This is a genomic window from Methylomonas sp. MK1 (assembly GCF_000365425.1).
Taxonomy (GTDB): Bacteria; Pseudomonadota; Gammaproteobacteria; order Methylococcales; family Methylomonadaceae; genus Methylomonas.
Map to the genome: position 1 here is coordinate 654,364 of NZ_AQOV01000001.1, position 14,534 is coordinate 668,897.

Annotated in this window: 22 protein-coding genes; all 22 read right to left on the minus strand. The window is 51.8% G+C overall.

The annotated features are described in order from the left end of the window. Positions 1–73: 73 nt before the first annotated feature. The gene (locus G006_RS0102985; RefSeq protein WP_020481674.1) at positions 74–547 is read right to left on the minus strand and encodes a GNAT family N-acetyltransferase; all 474 of its coding nucleotides are present in this window, start codon (positions 545–547) and stop codon (positions 74–76) included. Between the two features lie 24 nt (positions 548–571). Continuing rightward, positions 572–1,204 carry an FMN-binding negative transcriptional regulator gene (locus G006_RS0102990; protein ID WP_020481675.1) on the minus strand — a complete coding sequence of 211 codons (633 nt, stop codon included), beginning with the start codon at positions 1,202–1,204 and terminating at the stop codon, positions 572–574. A gap of 40 nt (positions 1,205–1,244) precedes the next feature. Beyond that, a complete protein-coding gene (locus G006_RS0102995; RefSeq protein WP_020481676.1) occupies positions 1,245–1,634 on the minus strand; it encodes a tautomerase family protein in 390 nt (129 codons plus the stop codon). A gap of 40 nt (positions 1,635–1,674) precedes the next feature. Continuing rightward, on the minus strand, positions 1,675–1,965 hold the full coding sequence (locus G006_RS0103000; RefSeq protein ID WP_020481677.1) for a DUF1330 domain-containing protein: 291 nt from the start codon (positions 1,963–1,965) through the stop codon (positions 1,675–1,677). Next, positions 1,962–2,651: a CTP synthase C-terminal region-related (seleno)protein gene (locus G006_RS0103005; protein ID WP_020481678.1), complete on the minus strand. Its 690-nt coding sequence runs from the start codon at positions 2,649–2,651 to the stop codon at positions 1,962–1,964. Before G006_RS0103005 ends, G006_RS0103000 begins: the two co-directional genes overlap by 4 nt. Before the next feature lie 19 nt (positions 2,652–2,670). Continuing rightward, complete coding sequence (locus G006_RS0103010) at positions 2,671–3,495, minus strand: alpha/beta fold hydrolase (protein ID WP_020481679.1); 825 nt, start codon at positions 3,493–3,495, stop codon at positions 2,671–2,673. Then, positions 3,483–4,979, minus strand: coding sequence for an amidase (locus G006_RS0103015; RefSeq protein ID WP_020481680.1), 1,497 nt, complete (start codon positions 4,977–4,979; stop codon positions 3,483–3,485). The genes G006_RS0103010 and G006_RS0103015 overlap by 13 nt, the downstream gene beginning before the upstream one ends. Then, positions 4,976–5,242: a signal peptidase II gene (locus G006_RS26855; protein WP_020481681.1), complete on the minus strand. Its 267-nt coding sequence runs from the start codon at positions 5,240–5,242 to the stop codon at positions 4,976–4,978. Before G006_RS26855 ends, G006_RS0103015 begins: the two co-directional genes overlap by 4 nt. Before the next feature lie 5 nt (positions 5,243–5,247). Continuing rightward, complete coding sequence (locus G006_RS26860) at positions 5,248–5,475, minus strand: hypothetical protein (protein ID WP_020481682.1); 228 nt, start codon at positions 5,473–5,475, stop codon at positions 5,248–5,250. 44 nt (positions 5,476–5,519) lie between these two features. Next, complete coding sequence (locus G006_RS0103025; protein WP_033193890.1) at positions 5,520–5,933, minus strand: GFA family protein; 414 nt, start codon at positions 5,931–5,933, stop codon at positions 5,520–5,522. Positions 5,934–5,939: 6 nt separating this feature from the next. Then, a complete protein-coding gene (locus G006_RS0103030) occupies positions 5,940–6,674 on the minus strand; it encodes a class I SAM-dependent methyltransferase (RefSeq protein ID WP_020481684.1) in 735 nt (244 codons plus the stop codon). Between the two features lie 115 nt (positions 6,675–6,789). Beyond that, entirely contained in the window at positions 6,790–7,419 is a 630-nt protein-coding gene (locus G006_RS0103035) for a class I SAM-dependent methyltransferase (protein WP_020481685.1), read from the minus strand. Next, complete coding sequence (locus G006_RS24800; RefSeq protein WP_020481686.1) at positions 7,416–8,543, minus strand: alpha/beta hydrolase; 1,128 nt, start codon at positions 8,541–8,543, stop codon at positions 7,416–7,418. The genes G006_RS0103035 and G006_RS24800 overlap by 4 nt, the downstream gene beginning before the upstream one ends. Further along, on the minus strand, positions 8,544–9,110 hold the full coding sequence (locus G006_RS0103045; RefSeq protein WP_020481687.1) for a hypothetical protein: 567 nt from the start codon (positions 9,108–9,110) through the stop codon (positions 8,544–8,546). Between the two features lie 41 nt (positions 9,111–9,151). After that, a complete protein-coding gene (locus G006_RS0103050) occupies positions 9,152–9,634 on the minus strand; it encodes a GNAT family N-acetyltransferase (RefSeq protein WP_020481688.1) in 483 nt (160 codons plus the stop codon). A 40-nt stretch (positions 9,635–9,674) separates the two neighbouring features. Then, a complete protein-coding gene (locus G006_RS0103055) occupies positions 9,675–10,358 on the minus strand; it encodes a hypothetical protein (RefSeq protein WP_020481689.1) in 684 nt (227 codons plus the stop codon). Between the two features lie 36 nt (positions 10,359–10,394). Continuing rightward, on the minus strand, positions 10,395–10,796 hold the full coding sequence (locus G006_RS0103060) for a DUF4260 domain-containing protein (protein ID WP_026146806.1): 402 nt from the start codon (positions 10,794–10,796) through the stop codon (positions 10,395–10,397). Positions 10,797–10,996: 200 nt separating this feature from the next. Beyond that, complete coding sequence (locus G006_RS0103065; RefSeq protein ID WP_020481691.1) at positions 10,997–11,800, minus strand: shikimate dehydrogenase family protein; 804 nt, start codon at positions 11,798–11,800, stop codon at positions 10,997–10,999. A gap of 45 nt (positions 11,801–11,845) precedes the next feature. Continuing rightward, positions 11,846–12,406 carry a histidine phosphatase family protein gene (locus G006_RS0103070; RefSeq protein ID WP_020481692.1) on the minus strand — a complete coding sequence of 187 codons (561 nt, stop codon included), beginning with the start codon at positions 12,404–12,406 and terminating at the stop codon, positions 11,846–11,848. Continuing rightward, positions 12,406–12,939, minus strand: a complete 534-nt coding sequence (locus G006_RS26865) for a GNAT family N-acetyltransferase (protein WP_020481693.1) — start codon at positions 12,937–12,939, stop codon at positions 12,406–12,408. Before G006_RS26865 ends, G006_RS0103070 begins: the two co-directional genes overlap by 1 nt. A 22-nt stretch (positions 12,940–12,961) precedes the next feature. Continuing rightward, positions 12,962–14,056 carry an NAD(P)H-dependent oxidoreductase gene (locus G006_RS27535; RefSeq protein ID WP_020481694.1) on the minus strand — a complete coding sequence of 365 codons (1,095 nt, stop codon included), beginning with the start codon at positions 14,054–14,056 and terminating at the stop codon, positions 12,962–12,964. A gap of 7 nt (positions 14,057–14,063) precedes the next feature. After that, positions 14,064–14,495, minus strand: a complete 432-nt coding sequence (locus tag G006_RS0103085) for a GNAT family N-acetyltransferase (RefSeq protein ID WP_020481695.1) — start codon at positions 14,493–14,495, stop codon at positions 14,064–14,066. Between the last annotated feature and the right edge of the window lie 39 nt (positions 14,496–14,534).

Consider the following 14,534-nt stretch of genomic DNA (forward strand, 5'->3'; position numbering starts at 1 on the left):
GCCCATGCCAGCTATTAACGGCGTAAAAAATTTCCTGGTTCATGCCGAACCAATCATACAGAGCATTCATGGTTTATTCGCTTAATGTTTCAATGGCCGGGATCGGCAAATGGTAAACATAAAACTGTTCGTCGCGCGTCCAACCGGTTGTTCGATAGAGTGCCTGAGCCTCGGTGTTGATTGCCGCCGTCGACAAAGTCAGGCGAACAGCGCCCAAGGCGGCCGCATATTCGACTGCCGCAGCCATGAGCCTGACTGCAATGCCTTGTCTACGAAATCCGGGATCGACGAATAGATCGTTGAGAATGTAGGCTCGAGCCAGCGAGACGGACGAAAAGCTGGGGTAAAGCTGAACAAAGCCGGTGGCTCTATTGTCTTGCTCGGCCAGGAACAATACCGATTCGCCGTGTTCGGATCGATCCCGCAAAAACGATTTCGCCGCATTCTGATCGCTGGGTTTACCGTAAAACCGGCGGTAACCGTCGAATAACGGAACGAGTGCATCCAGGTCGGACAGCGTGCCTTGACGAACGGCAAATGGCTTCATGACGGCTTCCTTCAATGGTTGTACTCAGGGTTTGGCTGCATCAGCGACCATGTTTGCCATGGCCGGCTGTACTGATTCGCGCAAAGCCTTGATCACGCTATTTTGGTTTTCCGGCGGCTGGTTTTGGCTGACTTTCCACTTGCCTTGCAGCCGCGTCACGCTGATTTCGATGCCGACAATCTGTGCTATCAAGCGTTCGGTAAAATCAGCCGGGGCGTCCGATACAGACCAGGACTCGGGGAAACCGGCTTCGAATTCCGCCGTCATAGCCTCCAATTGCCGGCGAATCCAGGCTGGATCATCGATAATCTTTAGCGTGCCGTAAGCATGCACGGCGGCATAATTCCAGGTAGGCACCACCTTGCCGGTTTGGGGTTTGGTCACATACCAGGATGGCGAAATATAGGCATTTTCCGCTTGAAACACCGCCAGCACATCCGTCTGTTGACCGAAATCTGTCCATAGCGGATTCGATCGGGCAACATGGCCGCGCAAGCTGCCGTAAGGTGAACCGCCCTCCTCCGCCCAATGCAGCGGAATGTGGTTGGCGTTGAGGCCGTCGGCTGATAAGTTAACCAGCGTCGCCAGCGGATAATCGCGTATCAATGTCTGCATGACATCGATTCTGGGTTCGTCGAAATGCTTAGGGATATACATGAGTGCTTGCTGGATGCTTACTGTTTAAGTGTTGATGCCGCTAGACATTGATTTTGTAATTCAAGCTCACTTCGTCGCCGTGCATACCGCGGAATCCCCAATTGCAGGCCGGGCTTTCAACAATGCAAATTTCGATGTCCTGGTGAGCAATACCGATCTGTTCCTGAATGCGATCGAACAGAAAGCGGATGAGCTTTTTCTTGGTAGCCGTTTCCCGTCCCGTGATCATGCTGATTTCGATAATCGTATAAGCGTCGGTTCTGCCGCTGGGTGCGAAAAAATCCTCCTTTTCCATCGGAAAAAAGCGATGGGCTCTTTTATCCACCGGAAAATGCAACGCGTCGACGACGCAGTCATGAATCACGTCGGACAGTTGCCGCTTGATGGGATTGAGATGATCTTTGATGCCGTATATTTTGATTTGTGCCATTTTGATGATAACCGTTGATATGTTGGACTTTAGTATTACGTTACAAACATCCATCTACTAAAACGAGTTTACTGGTGGTCGCTTGATGGCGTAATGAAAAAAGCGTTTGTGCTTCGGGGTCTTGAAGAAAGCCGTTAGCTTGTTCTCGTGATGGAAACTCGATGACAACAACTCTTTCAGGCCTCCAATCACCCTCTATAACGGTAGGTGGTTCGCCCCGGACCACGTACCTTCCGGAATGTTTTTCTATCAATGCCGGTATTTTCGAGATGTATTCTCGGAATCGATCAAAATCATGAATCGTTAGATCCAAAATGAGATAGGCATTCATAGGTTTGCCACGGCCCTTAAAAAAGCCGAAACCAAAGGATGCGGTTGTTGCGGCGTGGATCGGGCTTGCGGCACAAACAAAGTGCCGATGAAAAACGGATGCCCCGGCCACTCGATCACCCGAATCTCGCCTTCGGCTTCGGCGCCGCTGATTTGCATGGGACCTTGTTTCAGCGCATCGACATAGTCCGGGTTGATACCGAAATTACAGTAATACTGCTCGGTAGCCGTCATTGCAGCGTAAATGGCTGCCACGCGCGAATTGGGCTCGAAGCTTAGTTGCATCTCACGCCCGGCCAGCGAACAAGCCAGCTGCGAGATAAATAAATTCGAGGCATACGGATCGTATTCGGCATGCTGCGCGTCTTTAAAGCCCAGTACATTACGGGCATATTCGATAATCATGTGCTGAAAGCCGCCGCAGGTACCGAAGCAGGGAATGTTGTTTTCTCTGGCATCGCGAATCGCAGCCAATGTCTTGTCCATGTCTTTGTACGGGCTGCCGGGGGCGATCCAGATGCCGGCGTAACGTTCGAACAACGCATGATCGATGTCGGCGGTCGAAATCCAGTCGGCATTGACCTTTAACTCCAATTTTGCCTTGGCATGTTCGATGGCGGTGTTGGTGGACAGATGCGGCGGAAAAGTCGGGGTGTATTCTCCGAGTAATGCGATTGATACGGTCATGAATGGGTAACCTCCTTGTTTAACTTAACGTTTTGATCGACATACATATCGTCGGCGCGGCTCGATACAGGCAGGAATAATGGGAAAGTCCGTCCAGTACCGTGATGTTCGAACAGCCGCGCAACGCCGATGCAAAATAATCCGCCATGGCAACTGGCGACCAGTCGTCTTCGGCGCCGTGCCAAATATGAGTATCGACGCTGATATCGGCCAGCGTCGCTTTCCAGGGCTGCACGTAGGCGATGATGTCGCGAGCATAGCGTAGCGAATCGCGCTTGAAACAGGTTTTGAGCGTTCGGATCATAGTGGTCCGAAACACCTGATCGGCCACCAACGCTTGGTCTTTGGTGGCCGCGCTGGAAAATAACATTCGCAACAACAGGCCGGGAAACCTACTCGCCAGCCATCCTTGCACACTAGCCAACCATTGAAATGCCGACGGGTGATTTTGAGCCAGCCGGAAAACGGCTTTTCCCGCCGCCGCGTCGATGAAGTTGCCGGCATCCAGCGGCGCAGCCGCGGAAACCAAATGCAGGCTGCGTACCTGACCGTTCATCGCGCGACAAACTTGCAAGGCAATGAAAGCGCCGATGGAGAAACCGATAAAATCGACGGGTTTATCGCCAACCTTCTTGGCAATCTCATCGGCTATGCATTGGTAATAAGCGCAGCCTTGCAACCGAGGGTCGATGGTCGAGCGATCATAACAAATGATGTTCAGATGATGTTGTTTGCCATGAAGGTCAAAAATTTCGCATTCGTCAGGCGAACCCGGCGTACCGTGGAAATAGATCACCGGCTGGCCGTCGGCGGCGCCGAATTGGCTAAATTCTAACGATGGCATAACGGCGGCACCCTGTGTTTCCAAGACTCGGCTTGTTCGAGCTGGGCGGCCAGTTGGAACAGTAGCCGGTCGTTACCTGTTGCGGCCATGAACTGCACGCCATGCGGCAAGCCGTCGTCGCTCCAATACAGCGGCAGCGACATGGCCGGTTGGCCGGTGATATTGGCAAGCTGGGTGAACGGCGTTTGCTGCACGGCTTTGGTGATGATCGCATCCAGCAAGCAGTTGGAGAATAGTTTGTCGGCCAATCCGCTCGCTAGCAATCCGCGCATCAGCCATTGTTCCAAAACATTGGGATCGAGCGCATCGGACGCCAATGGTGGCGTGGCGACCGTCGGCGTCAGGATCACATCGTAATGGCGATGAAAATCCGCCAAGCGCCTGGCAATCCGCTGCCAGACTGCCAGCGCCTGATGTAGCTGTTCGTCGCTCACGCCTTTGCCGATGCCGGCCATCAGCCGGGTATTCAACTCGATGGCCAGTTGAGGCTCGGTCAAGTCCAGCCACTGCACCATGTTGGCGACATCCCGCGTGGTATAGTAAAAAACCACTGTCAGAAAGGCGCGCATCAATTCGCGACCGTCGAAATTCCAGGCCGCATCCTCCACATCGTGGCCGAGCGCTTCGCAGTGTTTGGCGGCTTTGGTTGCGGCAGAAAGACAGTCGCGGTGTATCAATGTCTCGACAGGCGCCTGGTTGATCAGCGCGATTTTCAGCCGTTGCGGTGGCTGCGTGGTGGCATATAGATAAGACTGGGACGGCGGCTTGGTCGCAGAGTACACCTGATCGGTATTGCCGGCCACCCAATCCAGATAGGCGGCGCTGTCGCGTACACTGATCGTGCAGACATGGCTGACCACCGCCCCACCCCAAGCCTTCGATAAATCTTCGAAGCGATTCAAGCCTCGGGACGGCTTGAAACCGAAGATGCCGCAATAAGAAGCCGGCAATCTGATTGAACCACCGCCGTCGCTGGCATAGGCCATCGTCACGATGCGGGCCGTTACGGCTGCGGCGCTGCCGCCGCTGGAGCCTCCGGAGTTAAGGCGTAAATCCCAGGGGTTGCGGGTGCTACCGAACACGGCGTTGTTGGCCAGCGCCGATGCGCCGAGCTCGGAGGTGTTGGTCTTGCCGAAGGTAATCAAACCGGCGGCATTGAGCCGGGCGGCCATCTCGCTGTCGGCGGCGGGACAATAATCCTTCATCGCCAGGCTGCCGTTCGACATCGGGACACCTGCGAAACGCAGCATCAGGTCCTTGACCAGAAACGGCACACCGGTAAACGGTCCACGCTTGCCCAGGTTTTTCACCAGCGATTCCGCCCGTTCGTTCATCGGCGTGACCACGGCATTCAGTAACGGATTGAACTCAGCCAATCGCGCCTGAGCGGCCTTCAGTAATTCGCCAGCCGAAACATCGCCGGCTTGCACCAGCTGTGCCAAGCCTAGCGCATCGTATTGCGGATATTCGCTGAATGGATTCATCGCTCAGACAGCGGTTTGTTAGCGCGGGGCATGCCAGTAAACAACATCAACACGCCAACGACCACGACCACATCGGCCACGTTGAACACACCGGTGCGGATTGGCCCGATGCCGATATTGATAAAATCCACCACATAGCCGCCGTATATCAATCTATCGATCAGATTGCCCAAGCCGCCCGCCAACAACAACGCGTATGCCAGGAGCGAGGACGGCGAGCCCGACTTGGAAAACAGGACGTAACCCAGCAAAGCGATCAACATTCCGGCTACGCCAAGCGAGAATAAGCCGTCGCGCAAATTTTCCGGAAATGACGTCCCAGTCCCAAAAATGCGCCATGGTTATGGGCCACCTGCAAGCGTACAACATCACCCCAAAACGACCAGACTTCGGTTTCGGACAATAACGACTGGGCCACTGATTTACTGGCCTGGTCGCAGCCGACGCAAGAAATCAGCACAATAACGGTCAAGACCATACGTTTGGATAGGTTCATTCAATATCCCATGATTAGCAGTTGAATATGATTTTAAGCTAGCATTATTGACTAGGTGCGGCTTCCGCTGACTGAGGCAGATGGTCGGCGATTGCAAACCACGGCGCTTTTGAGCCGACCATGACATGGCGCATCGGTTTACAGCCTGGGTCACCATTTACCGTACCCAATGCTAACCCAAAAGCATCTGGAAACGCCTGATCTGCAATGTACTGCAAGGTAGAACCGCACACCATGCAAAATGTTCGCCTGACATCAGGGGATGAGCAATACTCTCCCAGTAGGTCACTCCCGTGAATCCATCGAAAATCTCGATATTCTACGTATGCCCAAGTGGCAAATGCCGCCCCTGTTGCTTTTCGGCACATAGTGCAGTGGCAATTGCGGGCAAACCGCAGCGGGTTCGCTATTTCATATTGGACGGCACCGCATAGGCAACTGCCTGTTAATTTACTCATGATGATTTACCTAGACACTGCCTTAATCGCTATTATGGTAGTCATTCGGTTGACGACTTCGTTAAACGCCATCCTCAAGCCACAGTCGGCAAGGATTTTCACAACGTCGTTTGGTGAAATACGGACTTTATAATAGGAACTCACTTTTTGCTGCCAGCCGTTTTCCGTTTTAACCTGCAACAAATCCGTCACCCGCACCCTGTCTGCTTCATAGTCCAAACAGCACGTCAGAATTTTTGTGTCGTCACTTTTTACGGGGATGAAGCGCTGATCGCCCGAGAGTGCCGCTGAATAATCACGAAAAGATAGGATCAGTTTTCCGCCTTCGATTAATGATTCGCAGCAAGCGATAACCAATTGCCGAATGTCATCCAAACTTTCAAGATGTGTCAGGGTGTCTCCCCAGCAAATAATTAGCTCAGGTTGGGGATCAGCATATTTTTTTACCTGACGAATATCGTCATTAAAGCCGGTAACGGAAAGTCTCTGCGTATTGTCGAATAATTCGGATAAAAGCTGTTGGTTAAAATCAATCGCTTTTACCGTATATCCCAATTTGGCCAAGGAAACACTTTGTATACCATGCCCTGCCCCCAGATCTAAGGCGATTGAAGTGCTATGTGGCGATAGGCCGCTGGCTACCAAAAATTGTTGATGTTCTTTTTGCCTGGCATCGAAGTCTCCAACCATCCATGCATAAATATCGCCAAGATGCCGGTCGTAGTGTTCTTTTGCGGTCATGCTATTTCCTGTGGTCTTTCAGTTATTCGATTCCCAATACATCGTGAAATTTGAGTTTTGCTACTTTGCGAAAATATAGTGCGCCACTCATTGAATTGCGCATCTGTTTGACGATTTAGAGTTTTTTTCCAAAATAATGAATGGCATGGGTTTTTGCACCTGAAACGGTCGTGGCCTCAGCTACAAAATGGCTGATTTCATCAAATAGCGATAATTCTTCAACAATCTCTGTAGGAACAAAATGTTTCATTGCCACATTGAAAGATGCTGTGAATGTGCCTGATGAAGAATATTGGATGTTTTCCGACTGATGAAATTCGACGCAATAAATGATGCCACCGTAATTCAGCGAATCATATGCCGATTCGATGATTTTCATGCGCTGTGCCTGAATGGGAATGCAGGTCAGTACGGCACAAAATAAAATGACATCGAGTTTTCCAATATCGACCGGTATTTCATGACTATCTATGTAACGCAGGTCGAGCGTTGGATAGTGTTTTAAGCCACGCCTAATCATTTCGATTGACGTATCTACGCCTGTTAAACAGCCGTATCCTCTGGCGTGCAGCTCGCTCGTCACCCTGCCATAGCCGCAACCATAATCCAGGATTTTTGCATTCTTGCTAATTAGCGTTGCTAACCTATCCCAGTCCGGCTCAAGCGAAAATGAGATTTCACCGGCTATTTTGTTCCATGCATTTTGCTGGGTATCGACAGGCGCTACCGGGTTATTGGAATTCACTCGGCTTCCTTAGACGTAGCGTATGTGTTTAGTGATGCGGAGTTCGAGGCAGAATCGTTAGGACTTCGGAAAATGGGAGTATTTTGTACAGCACTCGGGGTAATAGTCTCGACCATTTGTAAAATCGTCTTCGCCACTTCGTGGGCATGACGATGATTGGTCATCAGGGATATATGATCGGCTTCTTCTATGGTTCGCAACGAGCTATACTTTGATGAATCCAACCAATTACGTTGTTGTTTCTGATGCCAATGAATGAATTTTGCGGCGGTCTCCGCATCCAGCCCAGTAAATTGTCCTGCTACGATTACCGCTACCGGCAGATTACTTAGAGGTTTCAATGAACGAATTTGCTTCAATGTGTCCGGTAGAAAGCGGTATTCCCAAACGACAGTTTTAAGGTAATCGGTTTGGGACAGGAAGGCGTTGGCGGTCGCTTCCGTATCGGGGGGAAGTCCCGCGGCAAGATTGAAAAGTCCCAAACCGAGAACCGCGCGCATTGCCCCGACTGAAGCCAGATAGGGAAATACCTGGACGGTGGGCGGCGTCCAGTCTTCGACCCTGGGCAAATCGATCTCGGCATAGGTTTCGAGTACCGACGGGTTGGTCGCATCGACCAGAACCAAGCCTGCCACATCCTGAGGGTAATTGGCGGCGAACATGCGCACATACGCACCGCCGATAGAGTGGCCAACAAGAATGTAGGGTCCGGGAATATTCGCCGCGCTCAATAAGCGGTGGAGTTGCCGACTGGTGTTAACGGCATCCATGGGAAGATCGCTTGGCGCACTCCAACTGTATCCGGCTCTATCATAAGAGCAGACCTTCGCGCTTTTTGCCACTTCCGGCTGTATCCAGGCCCAAGCCAGTGAGGAAGCGCCTGCGCCGCCTTCGAGAATCACCGTCAATGGTCCTGAACCCGTGCAATCAATATGAAATGGATGCCCGTCCACTTCGACCATCCGGCCAGGAGGAGGGTATTTTGCCAAGTCGGCCTTTACCGCGAAGTGTTGGTAAATGGACCCGGTTAGTAGCAATGCGGTTAACAATACCAGCCCAGTCTTTATGGTACGTAACGTCCAGCGTCCAATGGTGCGCAATAGCGTAAGAATATTTGTTGCCATTTAGAGCGCTCCAGCCAGCGATTCCTTGAGTGGGATATTGGTATTCAGCCTGTACCAGTCATTGAACCGCTGACGATAGGATTCGAAGGGCTCATGCAGTTCCATACGCGGATCGTTACTAAGGGCGTAGGCCATGCCTTCGATCAGCCACTGCTCACCGGTTAGCAGCGCCAAGCTGCCAAAGCGGTCGGCCTGCCAATGATGGATGAGCTCATGCGCCACGTAGTGTTGTTGCCAAGCTCGCGGCGCAATGGCGATAGCGAAACTGCCCAAGGTGAATCCAGCCTTGTTCGATAGGCCGAATGCAGACCGGCATTGCTCCGTGCTACAAAAGATAATCTTCGGCTCGCCGATAGACAAGCCCCATTGCGTTGAAAGATAACTTTTCGAGTCATAGAGTAGTGATTCCGCCGCCGCCAGCCGAGAAAAATCGTCTACACATAGGTTTTGTTCGTTGCAACGGACGCCAAATGCTTCCGGAATCAACACCCGAACCGGTTTGAAAAAAGCAAACGCAGAAATCGGCAACAGCAGGAAAATCACGACTAACCATCTACGGTATTTCATCCACCTTTCTCCATGGCATCTAACGCAAAGTACTCGATTGCTTAGCCATTTGTCGCTAAATTCTGCCTCATTTTCCGACCGCCAACCGGAAAAAGACCATTATGCTGATAAAAACTTAATGTCCGCTCAAATTCCGGGAGCGGCGGCGTGCATAACTCAATGCACGACCAACCGTGCTGTTGCCCATAAATTCTAATCTGCTCAATCAACAGAGCGCCGACCCCCGAACAGCGAAATTCAGGAATAACGTAAAACTCTTGAATGACGCCTATTTTGCCGCCGGCATATAACGCATACGTTTCGGTGATGGTCGAAACAGCAACTGGGATATTATCCGACCAGCCAACAATAGCCGCGTAGTGACCAGCGGATAACAAGGCTTCACAGCGCTGAACCGTACCTTCCAAATCAATATCGAAATGCTGCGCATGAGTACGCTCGCAGATTTCCTGAGTCAACTGGACAACCAGTGAACCAATAACTTCTGCGTGGTCTGGTGTTGCTTGTATAAACTCCAATTTCATTCGCGTACTCACATGCGACAGTTGCTTTAATCCAAGTTCGTTATTTAGGCTTGATGAGCAGCATTTGATTACCGCCGCGTTGAAATTCGTAATCAACCTTAACGATCTGTACGTCAAAACCTCGGCTAGCCAATTCTTCGCTGACGAGGGAAAGATAAGGCGAAATTGATCCATCAAGCGCAAGCAGCGGAAATATCCGCACCTCCCGAGCTACGCGCAACATTTCCTGTAGTGCCTGAAGATGAAACTCTGCCGACAAGTGTGCGCTATACAAAAACAGAAAATGCGACGACAAGGCAATATCGAATTGTCCGTTTGCAAAAGGCAGTGCTGGTAACTCTCCGGCTATGTATCGGCCTTCTTGCTTGCCCGATTCGAAATCGGCGAGGAAAGTGTCCATGGCCGACATGCGGATTTCTCCGAGCGCTTCTATTGATGGAATGACATACCATACGTAGTCGGTTTGGTTGTAACGCATTTGAGCCATGACAGTTTCATAGGTCTCCGCTATGCGGCTTTTAATCTGCTCGACATCAAAGATATAGACAGGATCAACAGAAACCACTGCACCGCCGCGTTTGGTCAGTTCAGCGTTAAACCCTGCAGGCCCGTCACCACAGCCCAGAATATGTCTGCCAAGATCGGCCTCGGTCAGACCAAACATGTCGACATATTCGGTGTATGAACGTCCCCAAGGTACGACCTTGTCCAGTGTAAAAGCCATCCAATGTTCCCTAAATGTTTCGGGTTTCTAACCCGGTTATTGCGCTTCTGAATGTTTGACAGCAAATCGCCCGATGCGGCCAAGATGGGTAAAGCCAAATCCCTCCGGGCATTTGAGTCCGTAACCCAGCGCCCGATCGAAGCCGATGTGGGCACACCAGATTAAACCGGCACATTGCAGTGCCGGAGACGGAACCGTAAAACCTATCACCAGGCTGGTAATGGCACCGATGTAGGAATGTGCGGTGTTATAGCTAATGGCGCCAACTTTGGCGCCGGCGAAATAACCAAGCAAAGATAGATCGGGCACCAGGAAGTAGATTGCGAAAGTACTCCAGTCCAGATCGAGTTTTGCGTAAGCGATACAGGCTGCAACTAGCATGCAAAATCCCTCCAGCCGCAATAAAACACGAACGGCACCTGTTGTTTCACCTAGCATTTTGACTCCAGCAATTCCTGCATAGAAACTGATTGTTTTGGGTTAATTACAACTCAGGTTGATGTCTTGCAACAACTGTCAGTGTTGACAGGGTATGGTTTGAAACTTGTAATTTCCGGCGCGCAGCCCGCTTATTATCCGGCTATAACTGCAATCCAGGATTTGCTATGTATCGACAAGCTCTCTTGGCATATTGCATCTCACTCGGCCCCCATGAATGCCAACATTAAATTCATTTGCGCAGCCAACATGGGAACGCCGGTGTGGATGACTTTCCCTTGTCCGGACGCTTCCTGGAGTAGCGGCGTCATTTCCGGTGCTATAACGCATTCGGCTACCAGATCACAACGTCTTATCATCTGTTTGGCAATCGGCAGATCATCATTTGGTTTCATGCCGAGAGAAGTGCCGTTGATCGCGATGTCGTAGTGCGAAGTTGCCTGGATTGCTGTTGTTACCTCAACTTGAGGATAAACATCAGTGACTCGCTCCAACAGACCGCTGGCTCTTTCCGGTGTTCGATTCTGTATGCAGAGTGAAGCGCAGCCGTGTTTTGCAAGGGCAAAAGCAATAGCCGATGCCGCACCTCCGGCCCCGACCAGAAGGACGCGCGCACCTTTCACGCTGTATCCGGCTCCGGCTAATCCGGCAATAAAACCCTCACCGTCCAGCATGGTGCCGATGAGGCGGCCGTCTCGGTTTCGGCGAACCACATTCACGGCGCCGACCAGGCGTGCCTCCGGGGTAAGTTCATCGACTAAACGAGCAGTAACGACTTTGTGAGGCATGGAGACGACTGCGCCGCCAAAGTTGTTTAAAGTTCGCAGGCCTGCAAAAAATGACAGGTAGCCTTCGGCAGACACGTGCATCGGCAACATAACGAACGAACCCAAAAGCCCGCTGTCTTGCAGTAATGCGTTTGCCATGGCGGGCGTTCTAGCCTGGCTGACGGGGTCGGCGATGACGCCAAGTATTTTGGTGTTCCCGGTAATCGAGGCAAGCATGTATTTTCGATTCTGCATAAAAGTGAGGCGTTGTCCCTTTGCATGTCATGTTGGATGATATTGATATACTCCATATTTCCAATAGCCGCCGCCCGGCTTTGAGGGACCAACCCAGTTTCTGGCTAACAACTCCTGGGCGATGAAGTAATTAACGAAACCATGTCCCACCAACAAGACACTTTTATGCTCACGCGCCATGTCTATTAATGTCGATGCGGCAACTTGCGCCCGCTTTTTTGCCATGTAGAGCGATTCGCCGTTTCGCGAGAATCCAATTACCGACAGACACCGCAACAGTATGCCCCAGGCTTCGACCGACATCGTCAATGTACCCTGTTTGAAATGAGGGATAGCAATTTCCCGAAATAGTGGATCGCTCAGTAAAATATCGCTAAATCCTAATGCCTTGGCCGACTCTAAAGAACGAGTAAAATCGCTACATACGGCAACATGGCATGCCGAAGCGCGCTGCTTGGCGGTTTCCGGCGGTTCGTCCGCTATACCGGATAAATCATAACGGCTGATAATCTCGCCTATGTCCCGCGCTTTGGCTTTGCCTTTTAGCTCGACCGTGGGCTTACCGTGCCTGATTAATGTGATTTCCATCACTGCACACTCATGCAAAACGAAGACAAATTGACCAGCGGTTGTGGTACAGGATGAATTAGGTGTGCGGTCGCCAATTGCATGGGGACAAACGCCACGCCATTTTCTTCGATGCCAGGGCGTTGCGGCTGAAAGCCAAGCCGCGCATAAAACGGCACGGCGGGTAGAGAAGAATTAACCGTGAAGGTTTCCGACGGTTTTGCGGCCAACGATGATTTGATTGCTGTTAACGCTAATGCCGTGCCGATGCCTTGGTATTGAAACGCGGGCGCCACGAACAGATGAAAAACATGCCGCGCGTCGCGGACGGCAACTACTCCGGCCAGCGTATCGCCGAACAAACCCAGCAGATAAAGGAAATCGGCGTTGGTGATGTAACTGCCAATAGCTTGGGCGGAAATGCTCGAAAAAAACATCTCTGCGCCTTCGCCGCTTGGGTTAACCGTACAAAAACCGGCAACGCTGTGAATCAGCTGGCTGATTGCGTCGGCATCTGTCGGCACAGCGTGACGGATGATCAACGGCGAGTTCATGAATACGCGGTCGTTTCGACGTTCATTGGTTTGTAGCGATAAAGTCCGGCAAATTGTTGTAAACCTGTTCGACGGTTTGGTTCTCGGTTAAGGCTCTGACGACTGCAGGCAAGGGTTCCGCCCGGATGCCGGGTAAATCTTGTTCCAAAGCATTTACAATCGGGAACGCCAATTTTTCCAGCGGCGGGCAAAAGTCCGCTTCCACACCGGGCTTATTGCCGCGCGCATCGATCCGGTACCAACCGTATTGCTGTAGATAAACCGCGTTCAAACCGTGCAAACAATAAGGGGGCTGGTCGCCGTCTATGGTCAACCGCTGATAACAAAGTCCGGCCGGAATATCGTTGGCGCGCAACAGCGCCGCCAGCAAATGGCTTTTGGCGTAACAGTAGCCGGTGCCGTGGATTAATACCTCGGAAGCTTTGCAGGTCACCGGATTCAGCCGATAGTCCCAACTATGCTTGATCTCGTCGCGGACAAATTCGAAACAGCGTTCGGCGATTTCTTCCTCGTCAGCGCAGCCGTCCGCCAACTTTGCGGCTTGCGCGACGATGGCGGGATGTTGGCTGTCGATATAAAGGCTACTGTTCAGGTATGGCTTCATCGCCGCGCGTTCGATTTCCACTAATACGCCGGTGAGTAAAGAGACTATTTCCGGCGTAGCCAGCAGGTCTGCTTCGCCGATGTTCGCGCTCGGCAACGGCAAGGTGATCGATGCCGCTTCGATCAGTGTTGCCGACATCGTGATCAAAGTTTCCCGGAGTGCGGAATCGGCATGATTGGCGCGTGGCGAAGCGTTCAATACCGCTACCGGTTTATCCGCAAAGCCCTCGAATGACACCAACCAATCCAGCGCATTTTTGATGGTGCCTGTAACGCCGTGGGCATATTCCGGACTGGCGATCAGCAAGGCATCCGCCGAGGCCACTTCGTTGCGTAATTTCGCCGCGACGGGCGGAGGCGCACTTTCCAAATCCGGATTGTATAAGGGGAGTTCGCCAAGCGAGGTAAACAAACAGACTTCGATTGAGGCCGGCGCCAACTGTCTTACGACCCGTAGCACGGCGGAATTGATGGACGCTGCCCGCAAGCTGCCGGATAAAGCCAATATTCTCATTCCGAATCTAGGTGTTGAATGTTAGGGAAATGTGGTGGCTGCTCAGTTGCAAACCCTTGTTAAGATACAATCGATGCGCATGATGGCGCTGATAGCCGGAATCCAAATGCACGCCCAGACAGCCGTGCGCTTGCGCATGTTCGATCAGCCAATCGAGCAAGGCGCCGGCAAAACCTTGTGTAGTCTCGCCGCTGAGCGTGGCTAAATCGTCGATATACAGTATTTTGCCCCAGGCCAGAAACTCGGCGAAACGGAAACCCGCCACGCTTTTAACGACGCCTTGTTGTCTAACAGCCAGAATTTGGTAGGACTGCGCTTGCTGGCGGCGAACCTGGGCCAGAAACCGGTCCTGCTCGAGATGCGGGCGCAGCTCGCTAAACACCGGAAAACAGGCTTGAATTTCGGCGTCGGTATCGGCAATGAAAATATCGAGAGTCATGGCTACGGCTTAACAATCAAAAAGGTGGCTGTTGGCTTA

Coding starts and splice junctions, on each gene's coding strand:
- G006_RS0103085 (WP_020481695.1), bottom strand. CDS start 14,495: ATGACTCTCGATATTTTCATTGCCGATACCGACGCCGAAATTCAAGCC.
- G006_RS0103065 (WP_020481691.1), bottom strand. CDS start 11,800: ATGCTTGCCTCGATTACCGGGAACACCAAAATACTTGGCGTCATCGCC.
- G006_RS0103060 (WP_026146806.1), bottom strand. CDS start 10,796: ATGCTAGGTGAAACAACAGGTGCCGTTCGTGTTTTATTGCGGCTGGAG.
- G006_RS0102990 (WP_020481675.1), bottom strand. CDS start 1,204: ATGTATATCCCTAAGCATTTCGACGAACCCAGAATCGATGTCATGCAG.
- G006_RS0103055 (WP_020481689.1), bottom strand. CDS start 10,358: ATGGCTTTTACACTGGACAAGGTCGTACCTTGGGGACGTTCATACACC.
- G006_RS0103045 (WP_020481687.1), bottom strand. CDS start 9,110: ATGAAATACCGTAGATGGTTAGTCGTGATTTTCCTGCTGTTGCCGATT.
- G006_RS0102985 (WP_020481674.1), bottom strand. CDS start 547: ATGAAGCCATTTGCCGTTCGTCAAGGCACGCTGTCCGACCTGGATGCA.
- G006_RS0103025 (WP_033193890.1), bottom strand. CDS start 5,933: ATGAGTAAATTAACAGGCAGTTGCCTATGCGGTGCCGTCCAATATGAA.
- G006_RS0102995 (WP_020481676.1), bottom strand. CDS start 1,634: ATGGCACAAATCAAAATATACGGCATCAAAGATCATCTCAATCCCATC.
- G006_RS0103000 (WP_020481677.1), bottom strand. CDS start 1,965: ATGAATGCCTATCTCATTTTGGATCTAACGATTCATGATTTTGATCGA.
- G006_RS26855 (WP_020481681.1), bottom strand. CDS start 5,242: ATGTTGATCGCTTTGCTGGGTTACGTCCTGTTTTCCAAGTCGGGCTCG.
- G006_RS0103030 (WP_020481684.1), bottom strand. CDS start 6,674: ATGACCGCAAAAGAACACTACGACCGGCATCTTGGCGATATTTATGCA.
- G006_RS24800 (WP_020481686.1), bottom strand. CDS start 8,543: ATGGCAACAAATATTCTTACGCTATTGCGCACCATTGGACGCTGGACG.
- G006_RS0103070 (WP_020481692.1), bottom strand. CDS start 12,406: ATGGAAATCACATTAATCAGGCACGGTAAGCCCACGGTCGAGCTAAAA.
- G006_RS27535 (WP_020481694.1), bottom strand. CDS start 14,056: ATGAGAATATTGGCTTTATCCGGCAGCTTGCGGGCAGCGTCCATCAAT.
- G006_RS0103005 (WP_020481678.1), bottom strand. CDS start 2,651: ATGACCGTATCAATCGCATTACTCGGAGAATACACCCCGACTTTTCCG.
- G006_RS26865 (WP_020481693.1), bottom strand. CDS start 12,939: ATGAACTCGCCGTTGATCATCCGTCACGCTGTGCCGACAGATGCCGAC.
- G006_RS0103010 (WP_020481679.1), bottom strand. CDS start 3,495: ATGCCATCGTTAGAATTTAGCCAATTCGGCGCCGCCGACGGCCAGCCG.
- G006_RS26860 (WP_020481682.1), bottom strand. CDS start 5,475: ATGAACCTATCCAAACGTATGGTCTTGACCGTTATTGTGCTGATTTCT.
- G006_RS0103015 (WP_020481680.1), bottom strand. CDS start 4,979: ATGAATCCATTCAGCGAATATCCGCAATACGATGCGCTAGGCTTGGCA.
- G006_RS0103050 (WP_020481688.1), bottom strand. CDS start 9,634: ATGAAATTGGAGTTTATACAAGCAACACCAGACCACGCAGAAGTTATT.